This is a genomic window from Niabella drilacis, from assembly GCF_900101395.1.
Classification (GTDB): domain Bacteria; phylum Bacteroidota; class Bacteroidia; order Chitinophagales; family Chitinophagaceae; genus Niabella; species Niabella drilacis.
Genome location: NZ_FMZO01000004.1, coordinates 125367 through 142626, shown reverse-complemented (window position 1 = coordinate 142626; position 17260 = coordinate 125367). Strand labels below are relative to the sequence as shown.

The 17260-nt window shown below is 47.1% G+C and carries 16 protein-coding genes; 11 read left to right on the top strand and 5 right to left on the bottom strand.

Features of this window, described 5'->3' with window-relative positions; all coding sequences use genetic code 11:
- Positions 1-26 precede the first annotated feature (26 nt).
- Positions 27-800 (bottom strand): biotin--[acetyl-CoA-carboxylase] ligase, encoded by a 774-nt coding sequence (locus BLS44_RS09070; protein WP_090389756.1) that lies wholly within the window; start codon positions 798-800, stop codon positions 27-29.
- Between the two features lie 92 nt (positions 801-892).
- On the opposite strand from BLS44_RS09070, the gene rsfS reads away from it, so the two are divergent.
- The 7 genes from rsfS (at position 893) to BLS44_RS09035 (ending at position 7723) form a co-directional block, all read left to right on the top strand.
- A complete protein-coding gene (gene rsfS / locus BLS44_RS09065; protein ID WP_090389755.1) occupies positions 893-1300 on the top strand; it encodes a ribosome silencing factor in 408 nt (135 codons plus the stop codon).
- A gap of 70 nt (positions 1301-1370) precedes the next feature.
- Positions 1371-3443: an ATP-dependent zinc metalloprotease FtsH gene (ftsH, locus tag BLS44_RS09060; protein WP_090389754.1), complete on the top strand. Its 2073-nt coding sequence runs from the start codon at positions 1371-1373 to the stop codon at positions 3441-3443.
- Between the two features lie 394 nt (positions 3444-3837).
- Positions 3838-4479: a LutC/YkgG family protein gene (locus tag BLS44_RS09055; RefSeq protein ID WP_090389753.1), complete on the top strand. Its 642-nt coding sequence runs from the start codon at positions 3838-3840 to the stop codon at positions 4477-4479.
- A gap of 9 nt (positions 4480-4488) precedes the next feature.
- The gene (locus BLS44_RS09050; RefSeq protein ID WP_090389752.1) at positions 4489-4905 is read left to right on the top strand and encodes a gamma-glutamylcyclotransferase family protein; all 417 of its coding nucleotides are present in this window, start codon (positions 4489-4491) and stop codon (positions 4903-4905) included.
- Between the two features lie 87 nt (positions 4906-4992).
- Positions 4993-5769 carry a UDP-2,3-diacylglucosamine diphosphatase gene (locus BLS44_RS09045; protein ID WP_143019709.1) on the top strand — a complete coding sequence of 259 codons (777 nt, stop codon included), beginning with the start codon at positions 4993-4995 and terminating at the stop codon, positions 5767-5769.
- Entirely contained in the window at positions 5766-6575 is an 810-nt protein-coding gene (locus BLS44_RS09040; RefSeq protein ID WP_090389750.1) for a hypothetical protein, read from the top strand. The genes BLS44_RS09045 and BLS44_RS09040 overlap by 4 nt, the downstream gene beginning before the upstream one ends.
- Positions 6576-6610: 35 nt before the next feature.
- The gene (locus BLS44_RS09035) at positions 6611-7723 is read left to right on the top strand and encodes a mechanosensitive ion channel family protein (RefSeq protein ID WP_090389749.1); all 1113 of its coding nucleotides are present in this window, start codon (positions 6611-6613) and stop codon (positions 7721-7723) included.
- Between the two features lie 137 nt (positions 7724-7860).
- Here the strand turns inward: BLS44_RS09035 and BLS44_RS09030 are convergent, their stop codons facing one another.
- Both BLS44_RS09030 and BLS44_RS26490 read right to left on the bottom strand, forming a co-directional pair.
- Positions 7861-8382, bottom strand: coding sequence for a thioredoxin family protein (locus BLS44_RS09030; protein WP_090389748.1), 522 nt, complete (start codon positions 8380-8382; stop codon positions 7861-7863).
- A gap of 123 nt (positions 8383-8505) precedes the next feature.
- Positions 8506-9192, bottom strand: a complete 687-nt coding sequence (locus BLS44_RS26490; RefSeq protein ID WP_176954361.1) for a MerR family transcriptional regulator — start codon at positions 9190-9192, stop codon at positions 8506-8508.
- 590 nt (positions 9193-9782) lie between these two features.
- Here BLS44_RS26490 and BLS44_RS09020 point away from each other — a divergent pair.
- From BLS44_RS09020 to BLS44_RS09005, 4 genes are read left to right on the top strand one after another with little or no spacing between them, the layout of a single operon-like run.
- Positions 9783-10505 carry a hypothetical protein gene (locus tag BLS44_RS09020; RefSeq protein WP_090389747.1) on the top strand — a complete coding sequence of 241 codons (723 nt, stop codon included), beginning with the start codon at positions 9783-9785 and terminating at the stop codon, positions 10503-10505.
- Positions 10506-10515: 10 nt separating this feature from the next.
- Positions 10516-11160, top strand: a complete 645-nt coding sequence (locus BLS44_RS09015) for a hypothetical protein (protein ID WP_090389746.1) — start codon at positions 10516-10518, stop codon at positions 11158-11160.
- The gene (locus BLS44_RS09010; RefSeq protein ID WP_090389745.1) at positions 11142-11951 is read left to right on the top strand and encodes a sensor histidine kinase; all 810 of its coding nucleotides are present in this window, start codon (positions 11142-11144) and stop codon (positions 11949-11951) included. The genes BLS44_RS09015 and BLS44_RS09010 overlap by 19 nt, the downstream gene beginning before the upstream one ends.
- Complete coding sequence (locus BLS44_RS09005; RefSeq protein ID WP_090389744.1) at positions 11941-12573, top strand: response regulator transcription factor; 633 nt, start codon at positions 11941-11943, stop codon at positions 12571-12573. Before BLS44_RS09010 ends, BLS44_RS09005 begins: the two co-directional genes overlap by 11 nt.
- 38 nt (positions 12574-12611) lie before the next feature.
- Here BLS44_RS09005 and BLS44_RS09000 read toward each other — a convergent pair whose 3' ends face one another.
- Complete coding sequence (locus BLS44_RS09000; protein WP_090389743.1) at positions 12612-14129, bottom strand: S41 family peptidase; 1518 nt, start codon at positions 14127-14129, stop codon at positions 12612-12614.
- Positions 14130-14243: 114 nt separating this feature from the next.
- On the bottom strand, positions 14244-17078 hold the full coding sequence (polA, locus tag BLS44_RS08995) for a DNA polymerase I (protein WP_090389742.1): 2835 nt from the start codon (positions 17076-17078) through the stop codon (positions 14244-14246).
- Positions 17079-17260: the final 182 nt, after the last annotated feature.

The window sequence follows — 17260 nt, the reverse complement described above, 5'->3', positions numbered from 1 at the left end:
CCGACAACCGGCAACCGCTTCTCCGGCTACGATACCAGCCAGGCAAGCTCACCAAAATCATACACCGGTTTCGGAGCTCCTTCCAGTAACAGCTTCCCTTCCCCATTCACGGCTCTTACCACCGCAGAAAAAACAGTGCCCTCTTCGTGCCGGAATGTTACCTCCTGGTCCTGTTTAAACAGGAACCGGTTGTATTGTTCAAGCACAGCCGGAAAAGAATGTTCAAACCCGGCTTCCAGTGCTCTAAAGCGGTAAAAAATCCGTTCTGCCAAACCGGTTGCCAGTTCCAGGCAGTCATAATGCTTCCCGGTAACCTGTTTAAGTGAAACCGCTTGCTTCAGTTCATCCGGGAAGCGATCCTGGTTCATATTGATCCCGATCCCGGCCACAGCCCATTTCCATTTTTGTCCGCTCAGGATATTTTCGATCAGCATACCAACTGCCTTTCTGTCCTGAAAATAAATATCATTCGGCCATTTTATAAACCAATCCCCGGGCGCCAGGTCCGCTAAAAAGGCCCTGGTTTCTACTGCAACCAGCGTACTCAGTGCAAATAAATGATCCAGTTTCAGGCTTTTAGGTGTTAGCGCAAGACTCAGGTGTATGCTTTGCCCGGGGGCGGTAACCCACTTTTTACCTCTTTGTCCCTTTCCTGCCAGCTGCTCATGTGCAAAAATGCTCATGCCATGATATGCCAAACCTTCACGTATCCGGCTAAGGGCATAGTTATTGGTACTGTCTACCTGCGGCAATTCAATGACAGCAGGAAATTGGGGAGGATCTGCCTTTTTTTGCGTCAATATTTGCTATTTTTGAACAAAGTAAAATAAGTTTAGGAATTCTGTCCTTTTAAAGACGTCGTTCCGTTTAAAAAAAATATAAATTCTTCTTTTTGGAACCATTAGCATCGCTAACAAAACGTAAAATTTCAAGTACAGCCAGGCTTACAAGAAATTCAAAAATTTTCAAGACGATTATTTCCGCCATCCAGGAAAAAAAAGGTGAACAAATTGTTTCATTGGATCTAAGGCAGATAACGGAAGCCGTATCCGATTTTTTTGTTATATGCGAGGCTACCAGCGGCCCTCAGATCAAATCGATCGCTGATAATATAGAGTACCGGGTTAAAGAGGCCACTGGTGAAAATGTGTACCAGCGGGAAGGAATGCAAACACTGCAATGGGTTTTGATGGACTATGTAAACATTGTAGTTCATATAATGCTGCCAGAACAACGCAAATTCTATAATCTGGAGGAAATGTGGAGCGACAGCAGCGCAAAAGAGCACAAAGAGCCTTAGTTAAGGAAAAATAGTAATACCTCTTAAACATTTCAATAAAATTTGCCTTATAGTATCATAATTACAGAACATGTCTCAAAACAATTATAACAGACAAGAAAAGCAGCGGAATAATCCGTTTTCTCCCAAGCCTTCGGGCAACGGAGGGGGCAATGAACCCAAAAAAGTGAAGTTTGGCAGCTATTGGGCATTTATTATCATCCTGGCCATTATGCTGGCCCTGCAATTCCTGGATCCGTTCGGATCTTCAAGCAAAGAGATCAATATTGATGTTTTCCAGTCCATGGTTCAAAAAGGAGATGTGGAGAAATATGCGATCGTAAATAACCGGAGCGTTGTAAGAGTCTGGATAAAAAAAGACAGTCTTTCCAAATACCAGGAGACCGGTAAAGGCAAAGGTGGCAATACCCTGCTGCCGGCCAATAACGATCCCAATATGTTTTTTGAAATTACCAGCGGGGATAAGTTTGTTGACCAGATGAAAGACTTTTACAAAGAGCATCCCCAGCTGGCTCAGCCTCCGAAAACAGTTACGAATGACAGTGATTTTATCGGCCGCTCCATCAGTTTTATTCTTCCATTCCTTTTGCTGATCGGCGTCTGGATCCTCATGATGCGTAAAATGGGCGGTGGTGCCGGTGGCGGTGCCGGGCCCGGCGGTATCTTTAATATCGGTAAGTCCAAAGCCACGCTCTTTGACAAAGGCACCCGTGTCAATATTACGTTTGCCGATGTAGCAGGGCTCGATGAAGCAAAAGTAGAGGTGATGGAGATCGTTGACTTTTTACGGAACCCCAAAAAATACACCAGTCTGGGTGGTAAAATACCCAAGGGCGCGCTGCTGGTAGGCCCTCCCGGAACCGGTAAAACCCTTTTAGCCAAAGCCATGGCCGGGGAAGCCCAGGTTCCGTTTTTTAGCCTGAGCGGATCCGACTTTGTAGAAATGTTTGTGGGTGTGGGCGCCAGCCGCGTACGCGACCTGTTTAAGCAGGCCCGCGAAAAAGCCCCCTGTATCATTTTCATTGATGAGATCGACGCCATTGGCCGGGCCCGTGGCAAGAACGCCATGATGAGCAATGACGAACGGGAAAGCACACTGAACCAGATGCTGGTGGAAATGGATGGCTTTGGTACAGATACCGGTATCATCGTACTGGCAGCCACCAACCGCCCGGATGTACTGGATTCTGCATTGCTGCGCCCGGGTCGTTTCGATCGTCAGATCACGATCGACCAGCCGGACCTTGCCGGCCGCGAAGCCATTTTTAAAGTACACTTAAAAGAAATAAAGACCTCTGAATCCCTGGACATTCATAAACTGGCAGAACAAACACCTGGTTTTGCCGGAGCAGATATTGCCAATGTTTGTAATGAAGCGGCATTGATAGCCGCCCGTAAAAATAAGACCGGGGTAGATATGGCCGACTTCCAGGATGCTATTGACCGGGTGATTGGCGGGCTGGAAAAGAAAAACAAGATCATTGCCCCTCATGAAAAAGAAGTGATCGCCTACCATGAGGCAGGCCATGCTGTAGCAGGATGGTTCCTGGAGCACGCTTACCCCTTACTGAAAGTAACCATTGTTCCCAGAGGGACAGCAGCCCTGGGATATGCACAGTATACCCCCAAGGAGCAATACCTGTACCGGACGGAAGACCTGATCCATCGTATGTGTATGGCACTGGGTGGCCGCGTAAGCGAGCAGATCTTCTTTGGCAAAATATCCACCGGCGCCGGAAGCGACCTGGAAAATGTTACCCAGATCGCCTACTCGATGGTAACGGTATATGGCATGAGCAAAAAGGTAGGAAATGTAAGCTTCTACAATCCGCACCAGGATACTTCCTTTACCAAGCCGTACAGTGAAGAAACTTCCAAACTGATCGACGAAGAAGTGCGGGCCATCATCGCCGAATGCTATGATAAAACCGTAGCGCTTTTAACAGAAAAGAAAGAGCAGGTGGAGATCATTGCAAAAGCGCTCCTGGAAAAAGAAGTATTGTTCCAGGCTGACGTGGAAAACCTGATCGGCAAACGCCCCTTCGAGGAAAAAAAGCTGCTGGCAGATGAACCGCCGGTGGTACCTATTGAGCCGGTACCCGGAGGCGTACCTCCTACAAATCCAAATCCTACGGCCAACTAAACGCCCGGCAGATACATTATATGCGCTGTTCCTCACAAAGGAGCAGCGTTTTTTTTTGGCAGGACCAGAACCATCATACGGGGTAGCCGCTGCAGCACAGGCATTGTCAAATTATGTTGTGCTCCTTCATCAACCTGCCACATAGCACTAAAATATAAGGGACCGGAATGCCCGCGGGTACTTAAAACTTAACCACAGGTCAGGATCCTGCTCACCTCAACACGATCCTTTGCGTTAAAAACAAGAGGCCCCTTAAAGCAAAAAAAAGGCGTTTCATACTGTTTTATTTGTTGCTTAAGTACTACACTACAGCAGAAACCGTGCTAAGTCTCCTTCTCAAAATATTGTAAGCGGAATCCTGCATCTACGTTTCCTAAATGATTAAATTCGCACAGTGATCAGATCCTCAAAAGATAGTATTTTAAAAAAGATCCGGGAAGCGCTGAGTCAGCCTACCCCTATTCCTTTTCCAAAAAGTGAGGGTCAGTCACTGGTTTTTCAGCCACTGCACCAGGAGCTGGAAATTGAATTTGCGGAACGTTTTACCGCCCTCCAGGGGCAATTTGCTTTTTGTTTGAGCAGGAAAGAGCTGGTAAGTCAGTTCAATGACCTGCTCTTTAAAGCGGGCTGGCAAAAGATCTACTGCCAGGAGCCGGAGCTGGCCGTGCTCATAGGCCAGCAACTTGATATCAGCAGCAACCCGGCCGACCTTGCCAACTGCGACGTGGCCATTACCGGTTGTGAATACCTTGTAGCCCGCACCGGAAGTATTGTAATGAGCGCCGCACAATTAAGTGGCCGCAAAACCAGTGTTTACGCACCGGTGCACGTTTGTATCGCATATACCAGTCAGCTGGTCTTTGATATAAAAGACGCACTGGAGGGGATCAGGGAACGCTATGGTACTGCACTTCCCTCTCTCATTACTTTTGCCACCGGGCCCAGCCGTACGGCAGATATTGAGAAAACCCTTGTGGTAGGTGTGCACGGCCCCAAAGAAGTATTTGTTTTTTTAATTGACGACACCTCTGAATAGCGCCTTTATATGCAAAGCAATTATCTTTTTGTGTACGGTTCCTTATTAAGCGGGTTCAAAAGCCCCGCTTATGAATACATTGCCCGGTATTTTGAATTGCAGGGACCTGCCACAGCCCAGGGCACCCTGTATGACCTTGGTGACTATCCCGCTGCCCTGCCCGACCATAGTGGCCGTATGATCATCGGTGAACTATACAAAATACGCAATAACCATCAGCTGTCTTATGCCATTGCTCAACTGGATGGGTACGAGGGATTGAATCCTGAAGCCGGCGAAACAGCCGACTATAAAAGAGCGCTGGCAATGGTCCGCTATAACGAAGAACAAATCCAGGCATGGGTATACTGGTTTAATCAGGAAATTGAAGACAAACCGGTCATAGAGTCCGGCGATGTATTGCAGTACCTGAAAGACAGAAAGTAACCACAGCCCGTTCTTCCCTCATTTTGCGTTCGTTATTTTACATTCTGTATTCTTTATAGTTACCTTTGCTCAAATTCGAGTCCTATTTTGCAAGCGGGTAAAAATATCTATTTTCTTTCTGATTTTCACCTGGGTGTTCCCACCTATGAATCCAGCCTGGAGCGGGAAAAATTGCTCGTCCGTTTCCTGGAGGAAATAAAAGAAAAAGCAGCTGAAATTTTTATTGTGGGTGATATGTTCGACTTTTGGTATGAGTACCGCCATGTGGTACCCAGGGGTTATGTGCGTATTTTAGGAAAACTGGCCGAACTGGCCGACCGGGGTATCCGGCTCCATTTTTTTGTTGGTAATCACGACATGTGGATGAAGGATTATTTTCAGCAGGAGCTGAAAATGCCCGTTTATTTTGAGCCGAGGGCCTTTGAATGGAACGACAAAAATTTCCTGGTTGGTCATGGAGACGGCCTGGGTCCGGGAGATCATGGCTATAAAAGGTTAAAAAAAGTGTTCCGCAACCCCGTTTGCCAATGGCTGTTCGGAATTTTACCACCAATGATCGGCATTGGCGTGGCCAACTACATGAGCCGTAAAAGCCGGGCAAAGACCGGCAGCAGCGAAGAAGTATTCCTGGGAGAAGACCGCGAGTGGCTCATTACCTATTGCAGGGAACAGCTGCAAAAAAAACATTACGATTTTTTTATTTTCGGGCACCGGCACCTGCCCATCGATTTTCGTCTTACAGCTACCAGCCGCTACATCAACCTGGGGGACTGGATCAGCTTTTTCACCTATGCGGTCTTTGACGGCAACGATGTGCAGCTGGTTTCCTATTTAAACAAAGAAGAAAAAATAATCCGCAGATGAGGCTCCGCACCTCTATATTGCTGTTCCTGACCTTCCTGGTAAAAGCCGGGAGCGGCCAGCTGGTAACTGAAAAAATCAGGACCCTGCCCGGAAGTTACACCATGGTAGCCATTGATAACCTTGAAAGCATTTACCTGTTGAGTACCAACAACCAACTGAAAAAACTGAATGAAAACGGGGACTCAGTAGCAGTATACAACAACGTTAAAAAACTGGGACAGCCTTCCTTGCTGGATGTATCAAACCCCCTGAGGGTGCTTTTGTATTACCGGAACTTTGCCACCCTTGTAATGCTGGACAGGCTGCTTACGCCGGTCAATAGTATTGATCTGCGCCGGCAGCAGATCTTTAATGCAGAAGCGGTGGGACTCTCTTACGATGGCAAAATCTGGTTGTACGATAATATGGAGAACGTGTTAAAAAAGATCGACGACAAGGGCAGTATCCTGTCCAGAACGCCGGACTTCCGGCAGCTCTTCAATGAAACACCGGCACCACAGCAGATCATAGACCGGAACAAACAGGTCTATATTTATGACTCTGCCCGTGGTATTTACACTTTTGACTACTACGGCGCTTATAAGGGAAAGATCGCTATTACCCACTGGCGCAATCTTCGCATTACAGATAAATATATTTATGGTAATGATAACGACCGGTTTTACCGCTACACCCTTTATTCACTGAAGTTTGAAGAGTGGCCCATCCCCGGCCCGCTCAAAAACAAGCAGCAGTACATTTTTGAAGAAGGCTTTTTGTATACGCTGGATGCAGCGGGTATTTCCATTTATTCCTGCCGGTTTTAACAGTAAGCCCGGTTTTAATTTTTTACTTTTGCCCCATGAATGCGTTCTTAGACCAGGTCTACTTTAATAATTCGGTAAGGGCCTACATCGTAGTAGGAACCACGATCCTTGTTGTTGTACTATTTAAAAAATACATTGCCCATTACCTGGCGCTGGCCTTTTTTAAAATACTAAAGATCCGGTGGAAGAATATTGACTTCCCTGCCTTCCGGTCACTGGCAGCCAAACCCCTGGGGCTTTTCTTTGCAGTACTGATCACTGTAACCGCCCTGGATAAGCTGAACCTTCCTTCAGAACTGGAGTTCAGCCTTTATAAGATCACCCTCCGGGAACTGTTGCGGATGACAGGAACCTTCCTCATCATTTTTAGCTTTTTCCAGTTCATCATAAAAATGATCGACTTTGTAATGCTGATGGTGCAGGGCATTTATATGAAGGAGCAGGCAGGGCAGGGAACCCATCAGCTGGTCTTCTTTTTTAAAGACCTGATCAAAGTTTTGGTAGCCCTTGTTGGTCTGCTCTTTATACTCAAATACACATTCAACTATGATATAAAAGGCCTGCTCACAGGTCTGAGCATTGTTGGCGCAGCCGTGGCGCTTGCATTAAAAGAAAGCCTGGAAAACCTGATCGCCTCCTTTATCATTTTCTTCGATAAACCTTTTGCCACGGGCGACGCTGTAAAGATCAATGCCGTTTCCGGAGTAGTTGAAAAAATAGGTTTACGGAGCACCCGTATCCGTTCAGACGATAAATCCTTTATTACAGTACCTAATAAGCAAATGGTAGACAGCGTTCTTGATAACCAGTCGAACCGGGTACAACGCAGAGCCGAACTCAGGCTGGAGCTTTCATCCTCCACCAGCGCCGGGGCTATCGAAAATCTGTTGAGTGGCATCCGCCAGATCCTGAGCGGCGAAGACATTCTTTCGTCCTCTGCTTTTGTGACCGGTATTACAGCCAATGCGATCCTGATCAATTGTGAATATTTTACGGGCGCAAATGCACGGGAATACAGCATCATAAGGGAGCGTAATACCCTCAAGGTGCTGGCCCTGATGGAGCAGCTCAATATTGCTACCGCCCAGAGCGTAAGCGATATCAAGATCGTAAGGGACGACGATACCCCTGAAACACAGAAACACTAAGTGTTATCCCATTTTGCTCTTCGATCAGTTTCAATCCAAAAGCCCGGAGCCTTCTGTATGCTGAATGTTCGGAGCAGTGCATCCGTGGCAAACACAGTAGATGCTGCAATGCAGCCGAACATGAAAAACGGCGGCTTTTATTTCGCCTTTTTTATGATATCGGCCAGTTCCGTATCAAACCTGCCGGTTTCTCCATATTCTACCACGCGCCCCAGTTCTGTATCATAGTGGTACACAATGATGGTAGGCACACGGGTCACATTCAGGTTTTCGGCAAGTTTTGTTTTGTCTTTCTTACTGCGGTCCACCGCCAGCAGGGATACCCGGCCCTTATCAAAGCCGGCTTCCTCCAGTATCTTGTAAAAACGGGGGATCACATAATGCGAATCGGGGCACCAGGTACCCATAAATACTTTAAACCAGATCTGCGTTCTGTTTTTCTTTACCGTCTTTACGACCTCGGGACGGGGTTCATAAATCTTTTCCCCCTCTTCAAACCATTTAAAAGCCGTATCTGCCTTTAACAGGCTATCCGTAATATGGCCCCGGTACATTTTCTCCTGTTTTCCATTATGATCATCTACGGTTACCTCATACTGTTGCGCATGGCCAGCCACTAAAAAGCAACAGAACCCTACAGCTAAAATTATTTTCTTCATGCATGCTTCAATTTCATAATACAGGGACGTACGTTCCCCGCATCAACGTTGTACTACAACAAAAAAATCACCGCTTCTGTTGTAAAAATAAAAAGGTCCGTTTTTACGAACCCTTTACTATCATTAAATACCGGCTTTAAGTTCGAGGAGGAAATTTCTGATCCGCTGCAGCGATTGCACAGCCGCAAACTTTTCATCCGCCTTTTTATGATTTTTCAAATATTCCTTAGCCCCCTCAATGGTAAATTTCCTCCGGCGCAACAGATCATAGATCAGGAAAAGATTCTTTACATCCTGCGGCCGGAAAAAGCGATCGCCTTTGCCATTCTTCTTGGGCTTTAAAATATCAAATTCAGATTCCCAGTACCGGATCAGTGAATGACTTTCCTTGAACATCGCCGTCACTTCACCCATACTGTAATAATGTTTTTTAAACAACAACTCTTCATCCGGCATTTCCACGGCGTCTGCCGCAATACTGTTCTCCCGTACAGATCTCCGGCCCCTGGTACCCGGAGGGCGGCGTTCCGGTAGGTCGTTATTTTTTTCGCCTGTATCCGTTTCTTCCAGGTCTTCCTCCACGTCCGGATCTTCATCCGCCGTTATCACCGCATCTTCCGGCAATTCCCGTTCTTCGGCCACCATTGCGGTTTCGTCCGGTACCGGTGATGCATGCTCCTCATCCGGCTCCTCCAGCTCAATCGTTGCAGGAGGCCGCAATATGTTCTTTTTGGGCTTGGGTGTGGGTTCTACTTTTTCCACTTCATCCAGAAATGAAAAAGCGCCCTGAGGTTGTGCTGGTTTTGTCATGAGTGGTACAAATCTGGTGATAAACAAAAAATAAAAGTAAACAATGAAATGTTAAGGCATCTCAAAAAATACCGGCTCTTGCAATTTAACCTTTAATACAGGCTTCTCCAAAGTATTTTATCGCCTTCCATCACCATCAAAAAAAGGGCCATCCTTTATTTGCAGGATGACCCGTTGGAGTTTTTAGCGTTTAGCTGTTGACTGAATTTCCGATAAGTCAGGACATGTATGTTGATTGATTGTGTTTTTCAGTGGCCAGTTCTATGATTGCTTGCTTATGATGTTTGATTTTTTTAATCTGATATTGCAAATCGCTTACTGTTCCTGTATTGCATTACAAAGATGCAACAGCATCCGGCCCCTGCCTATGTAATAAATACCCAATTTCAGGGGGACTTCCCCTCTTTTGATTACCGTATTTTTACGGATGACTTTTCTGCCGGTTTTATCAAAAGGCGATCCTATTTTGTTGATCTAAAGCCCCTTGCAAATCGATCACCTGTTTATGGATAAACTAATTTTTTATCATCAGCATTTGAATATAGATTTATACCGCCATACACAAACAATAAAAACTAAAACCCTTTTTTATGAAACGATTTCCCTCCTTTTTGCTTTTCCTGGTCATGCTTGCCGGTCTGATTTACCTGTTTTTAGAAAACCGGAAACTGCGGGAAGCCGGCATTAATGATACCCGCTTCTTTGTATCCGAGGGCAGCGTAAACCCGGCCGATATCCAGCTGAACTATGTGCACCTCGACAAAGCGCTGGAAATGACGAAAACCTTCCGGCAGTTCCAGTACCAATATATCACAGAAGGACTCAACCGGTACCTGGGTAATAACCCGGACAGCATGAAAACAACATTCTGGGATTCGCGCCTGACCACCTTTTCATTAGATAGTATTAAAAAACTGGTATATACGATGGATGAGCTGGTCCGGAACGGGAAGCTGGTAAAACCGGATGGCACAAAAGTAGCCAGCTCCGAACTGGGGATCAAGATCTATGATGCCGCTTATCCCGGGCTCGAACGCCAGAAGGCAGATTATAACAGCCTTAAAGGCCGGCATACCCTCATCCTGGTGCCCGCTTACAAGGACCGGCAAACGGCTGCATACCATGACTTTTTACCTTCCGGCGAAATTCCCGGTCAGGGAAAACAGCTTCACACTTTGCTGGCACCGGCGCAAACCCGAAGAACAGTAACTACCATGGGTTTTCTTCCGGCGCCTCCTTCGGGTAGTGTGGCCGTCGGCTTAAACCAGGGCGGTGCATGTCCTCCTCCCGGCCTGGACGAGGGTTCTTTCTAACGCTTGTAAAATGACGTTTTTCTATATCCTGATCGTTTTAGAGTGGGCCGGTTTTTTAACGGGATTATTTTTCCTGCGGAAGGGAGGCCGGAGTGGAACTTTGATCGTTGGGTTCCTCACTTCCGTGGTGATCGCGGAAACCGCGGTATACTTCGCGCGTATCTTCCTGCATCCGGATGTATTGATCAACTTTACGAATTTATGGTACAATTGCATGCTGCCGGTGCAATGCACGTTCCTCCTCCTGTTCTTTTACAGGAAAACGGGCCTGGCGTACTGGAAACATGCCATACAGGGGTTTATCAGCATGGTGCTGTTCATTACCCTGCTGCAGTTTTTTGTAAGCGACGTAAACCGGTTCAATATCTTCAACTATACGCTGGAAGCCATTTTTATTTCGGCCTGTAGTCTTCATTATTTGTTTGAGCTGATGAACAGCGAGGAAATAGAAGAAGTAACGCGGGACCCGTTTATGTATGTATCGATCGGGCTCCTGTTATTTTACCTGGGTACCCTTCCCTATAATATTACAAAGTTTTACCTGTTTGATACCTATCCCCGGCTGTTTTATATTTACTACTACCTGTTCTTTGCCTTTAATTATTTTCTATATGGCATTATAATCTTTGGATTCCTATGGGCGAAAAAGAAATAAACGTTTTTTTCCTGTCGGTGATTTTAACCGTATTGCTGCTCGTAATGGCGGTTTATTTTATCATTATCAGCATCCGCAGGCGCAATATCCTTTACAAAAGAGAGCGGGAAGCCAATGCCATCCTGCATAAACAGGAACTGCTGGAAACACGGCAGGAGGTACAGCAGAAGCTGATGCAGAACATTGGCAGTGAACTGCACGATACGATCGGTCAAAAGCTCACCCTGACCTATCTGCAGATGGAAAATACCCTCATGTCCGATGATATCGGCGACATAAAAAAAAGGATCGCGGCGCAGAACGTATTGATCCAGGAATCATTGAATGAGCTGCGCAGCATCAGCAAAATGCTCACTACGCAAAATTTCACCGACTTCAGCTTTGTGCATTACCTGAAAAAGGAAATGGCCCGGATCAACGAAACGGGGCTTTGCCAGACATTTTTTACAAGCCCGCGGGACACATTTGATTTCCTGAATGAGCATATCAACCTGTCTATTGTACGCATTTGCCAGGAATTCATCCAGAACAGCTTAAAGCACAGTGGTGGAACGGCTATCGAGATCCACGTTACGCTGACCGCAGCGGCGCTGAAAATCACCTGTGCGGATAATGGCAAGGGGATCAACTGGGACCAGGTAGCCCGTTATCGCATAAGCGGCGGCAGCGGGCTCAAATCCATTGAACGCCGGATCCAGAGTATCGGTGCCAGCTTTCAATGGGAGTGCAGGAATGGCACCCGCCTGTACATTTCATTACCTTTAAACAAAATATCCGACCATGAGGCATAGTATTGTCATTGTTGATGATCATATCCTGATCGCCCAGGCCCTGTCAACCATGATCAGCTCCATCCCCAATTTTGATGTATTGTATGTTTGCAGCAGCGGTCCTGAAATGATCGAACGCTTTAATCAGGCCAAAAATATACCGGACCTGGTGATCCTGGATGTGCAGATGCCTGTAATGGATGGATACACTGTGGCAAAATGGCTGACGGAACAGCACCCCGAAGTGATTGTACTGGCCCTGAGCATGCAGGACGATGATGAAAAGATCATCAAAATGATCCGCTCCGGAGCAAAAGGCTACCTGCTGAAGAGCATCCAGCAGAAGGAACTGGCCCACGCACTCAATACGATTGTAAAAGATGGTATTTTTTATGATGCCAAAGTGAGTAAGGCCCTGGCCAATGATTATATCAGGAAGGAAGTAACGCAGCAGGAGCTAAGTGCCAAGGAACGCGAGCTGATCCCCTGGCTTTGTTCAGATTCCACTTATAAGGAAATTGCCGCGTCGGTCTTCCTGAGTGCCCGCACCGTGGAGAGCTATGCCACCAGCATTATGGAAAAACTGGATGTAAGAAACAGGGTGGGACTGGTGCTCACCGCTGTAAAAAAGGGGTGGATCTGATCCGCCCCCATTACAAAACCTTTATCCGCCTGCATAGCTTAATAGCGGCTTTTTTTCCGGGTTCCAACCATTCCTTTAAAATGCATATCCGGTATGGAGTTCCGGAACATCAGTTTACTGCTGCCCGGCCCTGCAATAGCCATGCGGCTCCTGAGGAGCGCCGGCTGCGGTATGCCCAGCACATTTAATGCCCGGCGCAGGTATACCTCATCGGTACTGCCCCATTCTTTGGAAAGATCCTCAAACCGTTCATCCTTTCCGGCCACAGCAGCTGCATCATCCGGGATCATCCCATCAAAATAATCACCGTAATTATCCTTGTTCTTGGCCCAGATGGAGATAGCGTACATATCAAATTTTCCAATATGCATACCCGTTACAAATCCCACGGGTTTGCCATAGGTAGTGTCGCCTACCAGTTTTACTCCCATGTAAGGACGCAGCACATTGATCAGCAACTCACTGGCAGATGCTGTTTGACCGGTGCCAATAAAGGCAATATTGGCCAGGTTCAACGTTTTTTTCTTCGAAAAATAGGTAGAAGCATAGGCCACCCAAAGGTCAAACAGATCGCTCCATGAATTCGTGTATCCCGGTATCAGCCTTGTCCTGAGATAGTTGCTGTACTGGTGATTGGTCATTTGAGCATTGAAATGCTCTTTATACATCAGGTTTTGACCATTGGTACCCACAGAAACCGGTGCAATAAGATTCGCCAGGTATTCGGTTGTTTCGGCAGAACCGCCTCCGTTATACCGCAGGTCCACAATAAGATCGGTAATACCCTTGGCGATAAAATTATCAAATACCGGGTCAATATAGGGCTGTGCCTTGGTCAGATCAATAAACTGGTTAAACACAAAATATCCCACTTTTCTTCCGGACAGGTTCAGGATATTGCTGTATAAAACAGGGTTGATCTCAAATTTAGCGGCATTAACAGTCACGGTGGTGTCCGAGCTGCCATCCGGCTTTTGCAGGGTCAGGCTGGTTTGTTCGCTTTGATAAATCGCTTTAACGATCCGCGCAATTGTGGTTCCCGGTCCTTTTACCTGATCACCGTCATAGGTCAGGTTTGCATCACCATTGATGGCGATGATCCGCCAGGCACGGCGGATGCCCTGCTGGTAAGCGGGAGAACCGGGATAAACCGATACCACACGCAGGTCATTCAGCTCATTGTAGCTCACATTCATTCCAAAGCCTCCGGAAATGCCTCCGATCTCCTCGGCAACAGTCCCGTCATCCAGGAAGCTGTATTTATCCATGTTTTTACCGTTCTGTTTTTTAAACCTGGTCAGCGCATCAAACATATCCTCGGTTTTCGCGTAGCTGTTGGGTTTAAAAGTCGCGGAATCAGGGATCACATCATTCCACAGATACTGATCCTTAAAAAGAAAATACATTGAATCATTGACGCTGGGTATTGCCACAGGGGCCGGAGGCTCGGGCTTGGGGGGCTCTGGCGGGGCGGGTTTATCATTTTTCCGGCAGGCAACCAGTGCGATAGAAAATAGAATTGCAATCAGTGTAGCTCTGTTCAACAGGGTGGTCATAAGACGTAGTTTAAACCTTAAAAATAGTCTATTTTGTCAATAATCAGGGATGGGGCATTTAAACACACTGGTTGTTCTCCAGCCGGTTAATCAGCCAACCGGTCTTCATCCGGGTCAATGCGCCTCCAGCCAGTTGCTCCCTTCCCCGCACTCTGCGATCACCGGAACTTCAAAAGGCAGGGGCAGCGCTGCCTGCATATTTTCAATGACCAGGGGCTTAAGCTCCTGTACTTCTTCTTTTAGTGCATCAAAGATCAGCTCATCATGCACCTGCAGGATCATCCGGCTTTTGAACCCTGCCTTTTTCATAGCCGCAGCTACCTTTTGCATGGCCAGCTTGATCATATCGGCCGCGGTTCCCTGGATGGGTGAGTTAATGGCGTTGCGTTCTGCAAAACCCCGGACTGTGAAATTGGAGGAATTGATATCCTTCAGCCAGCGTTTACGCCCCATCAGGGTTTGTACGTAACCGTGTTCCCGGGCAAAATTGATCGTATCATCCATATACCGCTGAATACCGGAGAATTCCTTTTTATAGCTGTCGATGATGCCCTTGGCTTCGGTCCTGGAAATGCCCAGGTTATCCGCCAGGCCAAAGGCACCCTGGCCATAAATGATCCCGAAATTCACGCTCTTTGATTTATAGCGCATCTCTTTGGTAACCGCATCCATTTCTACATTAAATACTTTAGACGCGGTTGCTGTATGAATATCAGTACCCTGTTTAAAGGCATTGACCATATTTGCATCCCCGCTCATAGCCGCCACGATCCGGAGTTCGATCTGTGAATAGTCGGCCGACAACAATATATGCCGTTCATCACGCGGAATAAAGGCTTTGCGGATCTCTTTGCCCCGTTCGGTTCGTACCGGTATGTTCTGAAGATTGGGGTTATTACTGGCCAGCCGGCCCGTAACCGCAACCGCCTGCCCATACGTAGTATGCACCCGCCCTGTTTTGGGATTGATCAGCTGCGGAAGGGCATCCACATAGGTAGAACGCAGTTTGGTCAGCTCCCGGAAAGCAATGATCTGATCGGCGATCGCATGTCCCTTTGCCGCCAGCTTCAATAAAACATCTTCACCGGTCTGGTACTGACCGGTTTTTGTTTTCCTTGCTGAGCTGTCCAGCTTCAGCCGTTCAAACAATATTTCGCCCAGTTGTTTTGGAGAGGCCAGGTTAAATCTGACACCCGCACTTTCAAATACGTTCTTTTCTGCTTCAGCGGCGTCCTTTTCCAGCTCTTTTGAATAGTTTTTCAAAAACTCTTCATCAATACGGACTCCTTCAAATTCCATATCGGTCAGCACCCGCACCAGCGGGTTTTCGACTTCTTCAAAAACCTTTTGCACCTGCCGTTTTTCCAGCATCGGCTGAAATACTTCTTTTAGCTGGAAGGTGATATCTGCATCCTCCGTTGCATAATCTTTTATCTTGTCGATCTCCACATCACGCATCGTACCCTGGGTCTTCCCTTTCTTCCCGATCAGTTCTTCGATATGGATCGGTTCATATCCCAGGTATCTGGCGCTCAGCTGGTCCATACTCCGTTTGCCATCGGGCTCAATAACATAATGTGCCAGCATCGTATCGAAGATATTCCCTTTGGGTTCTACCCCATACCATTTTAATACCAGCAGATCGTATTTTAAGTTCTGGCCGATCCATAATTTCTGTTCATCCTCAAATAGAGGGGCCAGCAAATCCAGTATTTTTTTTGTTTCGCCCCGGTCAGCCGGGCAGGGAATATAATATCCGGTTCCGGCTTTAACGGAAAAGCTCATACCCACCAGTTCGGCAAGATTTGCGTCGATATTGGTGGTTTCTGTATCAAAACACACTTCCGTTACCGGCAGCAGCGCATCAACCAGTTCCCTGATAGCAGCTTCACCCACAACGGCCTTATAATCCGGCTGCGTGTCCCTGATGGTCTTTAATGTTGAAACCTCCGGTGACGGTTCTTCGCCCTCCGCTTCCGTAATGTCGCCCCCCCCGATCACATTGCCAAACAGGTCGATCTGTACCCCTTTTCCAGCCTGTGTTTTGGCTGCAGAGGCCGGCGCTGCTTCTCCCGATTCCTCTCCCAGCAGGCGTTTGGCCAGTGTCCGGAATTCAAGCTCCCCGAAGATCTCTTTCAGCGCTTCGTTGTTCCAATCCTTCACCAGGAAATCTTCTTCATGAAAAGCAACCGGCACTGTTGTAATGATGGTAGCCAGCTTTTTCGAAAGGATCGCCATCTCCTTTCCCTCCTGCACCTTCCGGCCAAGAGCGCCCTTTATATTTTCGGCGTTAGCCACCACATTCTCCAGGGTCTCATATTCTGCCAGCAGCTTGGCGGCCGTTTTCTCTCCCACACCGGCAATCCCGGGTATATTGTCTACCGCATCTCCCATCAGTCCCAGCACATCAATCACCTGTGATACATCTTTTATATTCCATTTGGCGCAGACCTCCTCCGGTCCCATGATCTCCACATCGCCTCCCTGGTAACCGGGCTTATAGATCTTTATTTTATCGCTTACCAGCTGACCATAATCTTTGTCGGGGGTCACCATAAATACATCGTAGCCCTGCGCTGCCGCCTGCCTGCTTAAAGTACCAATGATGTCATCCGCCTCATACCCGTCCGATTCGATCACCGGTATGTTAAATCCTTTTATGATCCGCTTGATATCCGGTACTGCAATCAAAATATCCTCGGGCGTCTCCTGGCGGTTGGCTTTATAATCGGCAAAATCTGTATGACGTTCCGTAAGGGCATGTGTATCAAAGCAAACAGCCATATGGGAAGGCTTTTGTTTGTTGATCAGTTCCACCAGGGTATTGGTAAACCCAAACTGGGCATTGGTGTTTTTATTCTTACTGGTAATCCGGGGACTGCGAATGAGTGCATAATAGGCACGGAAAACAAGCGCATACGCGTCTAACAGAAATAACTTTTTCTCCATTCTGCTAAGGTAATGTATAGATTCTAAAACGCGGTATTGGAGCGATAATAAGCAACGATAAACGGCCTCTCATCTGGCAAGCCTGTTTTCCATCGCTCACAGATAGCGCAGATTTTCACAGATACTATTGACATTTTAAATCTGTGCCGATCTGTGGAATCTGCGAGAACTTTCCTTCGCAG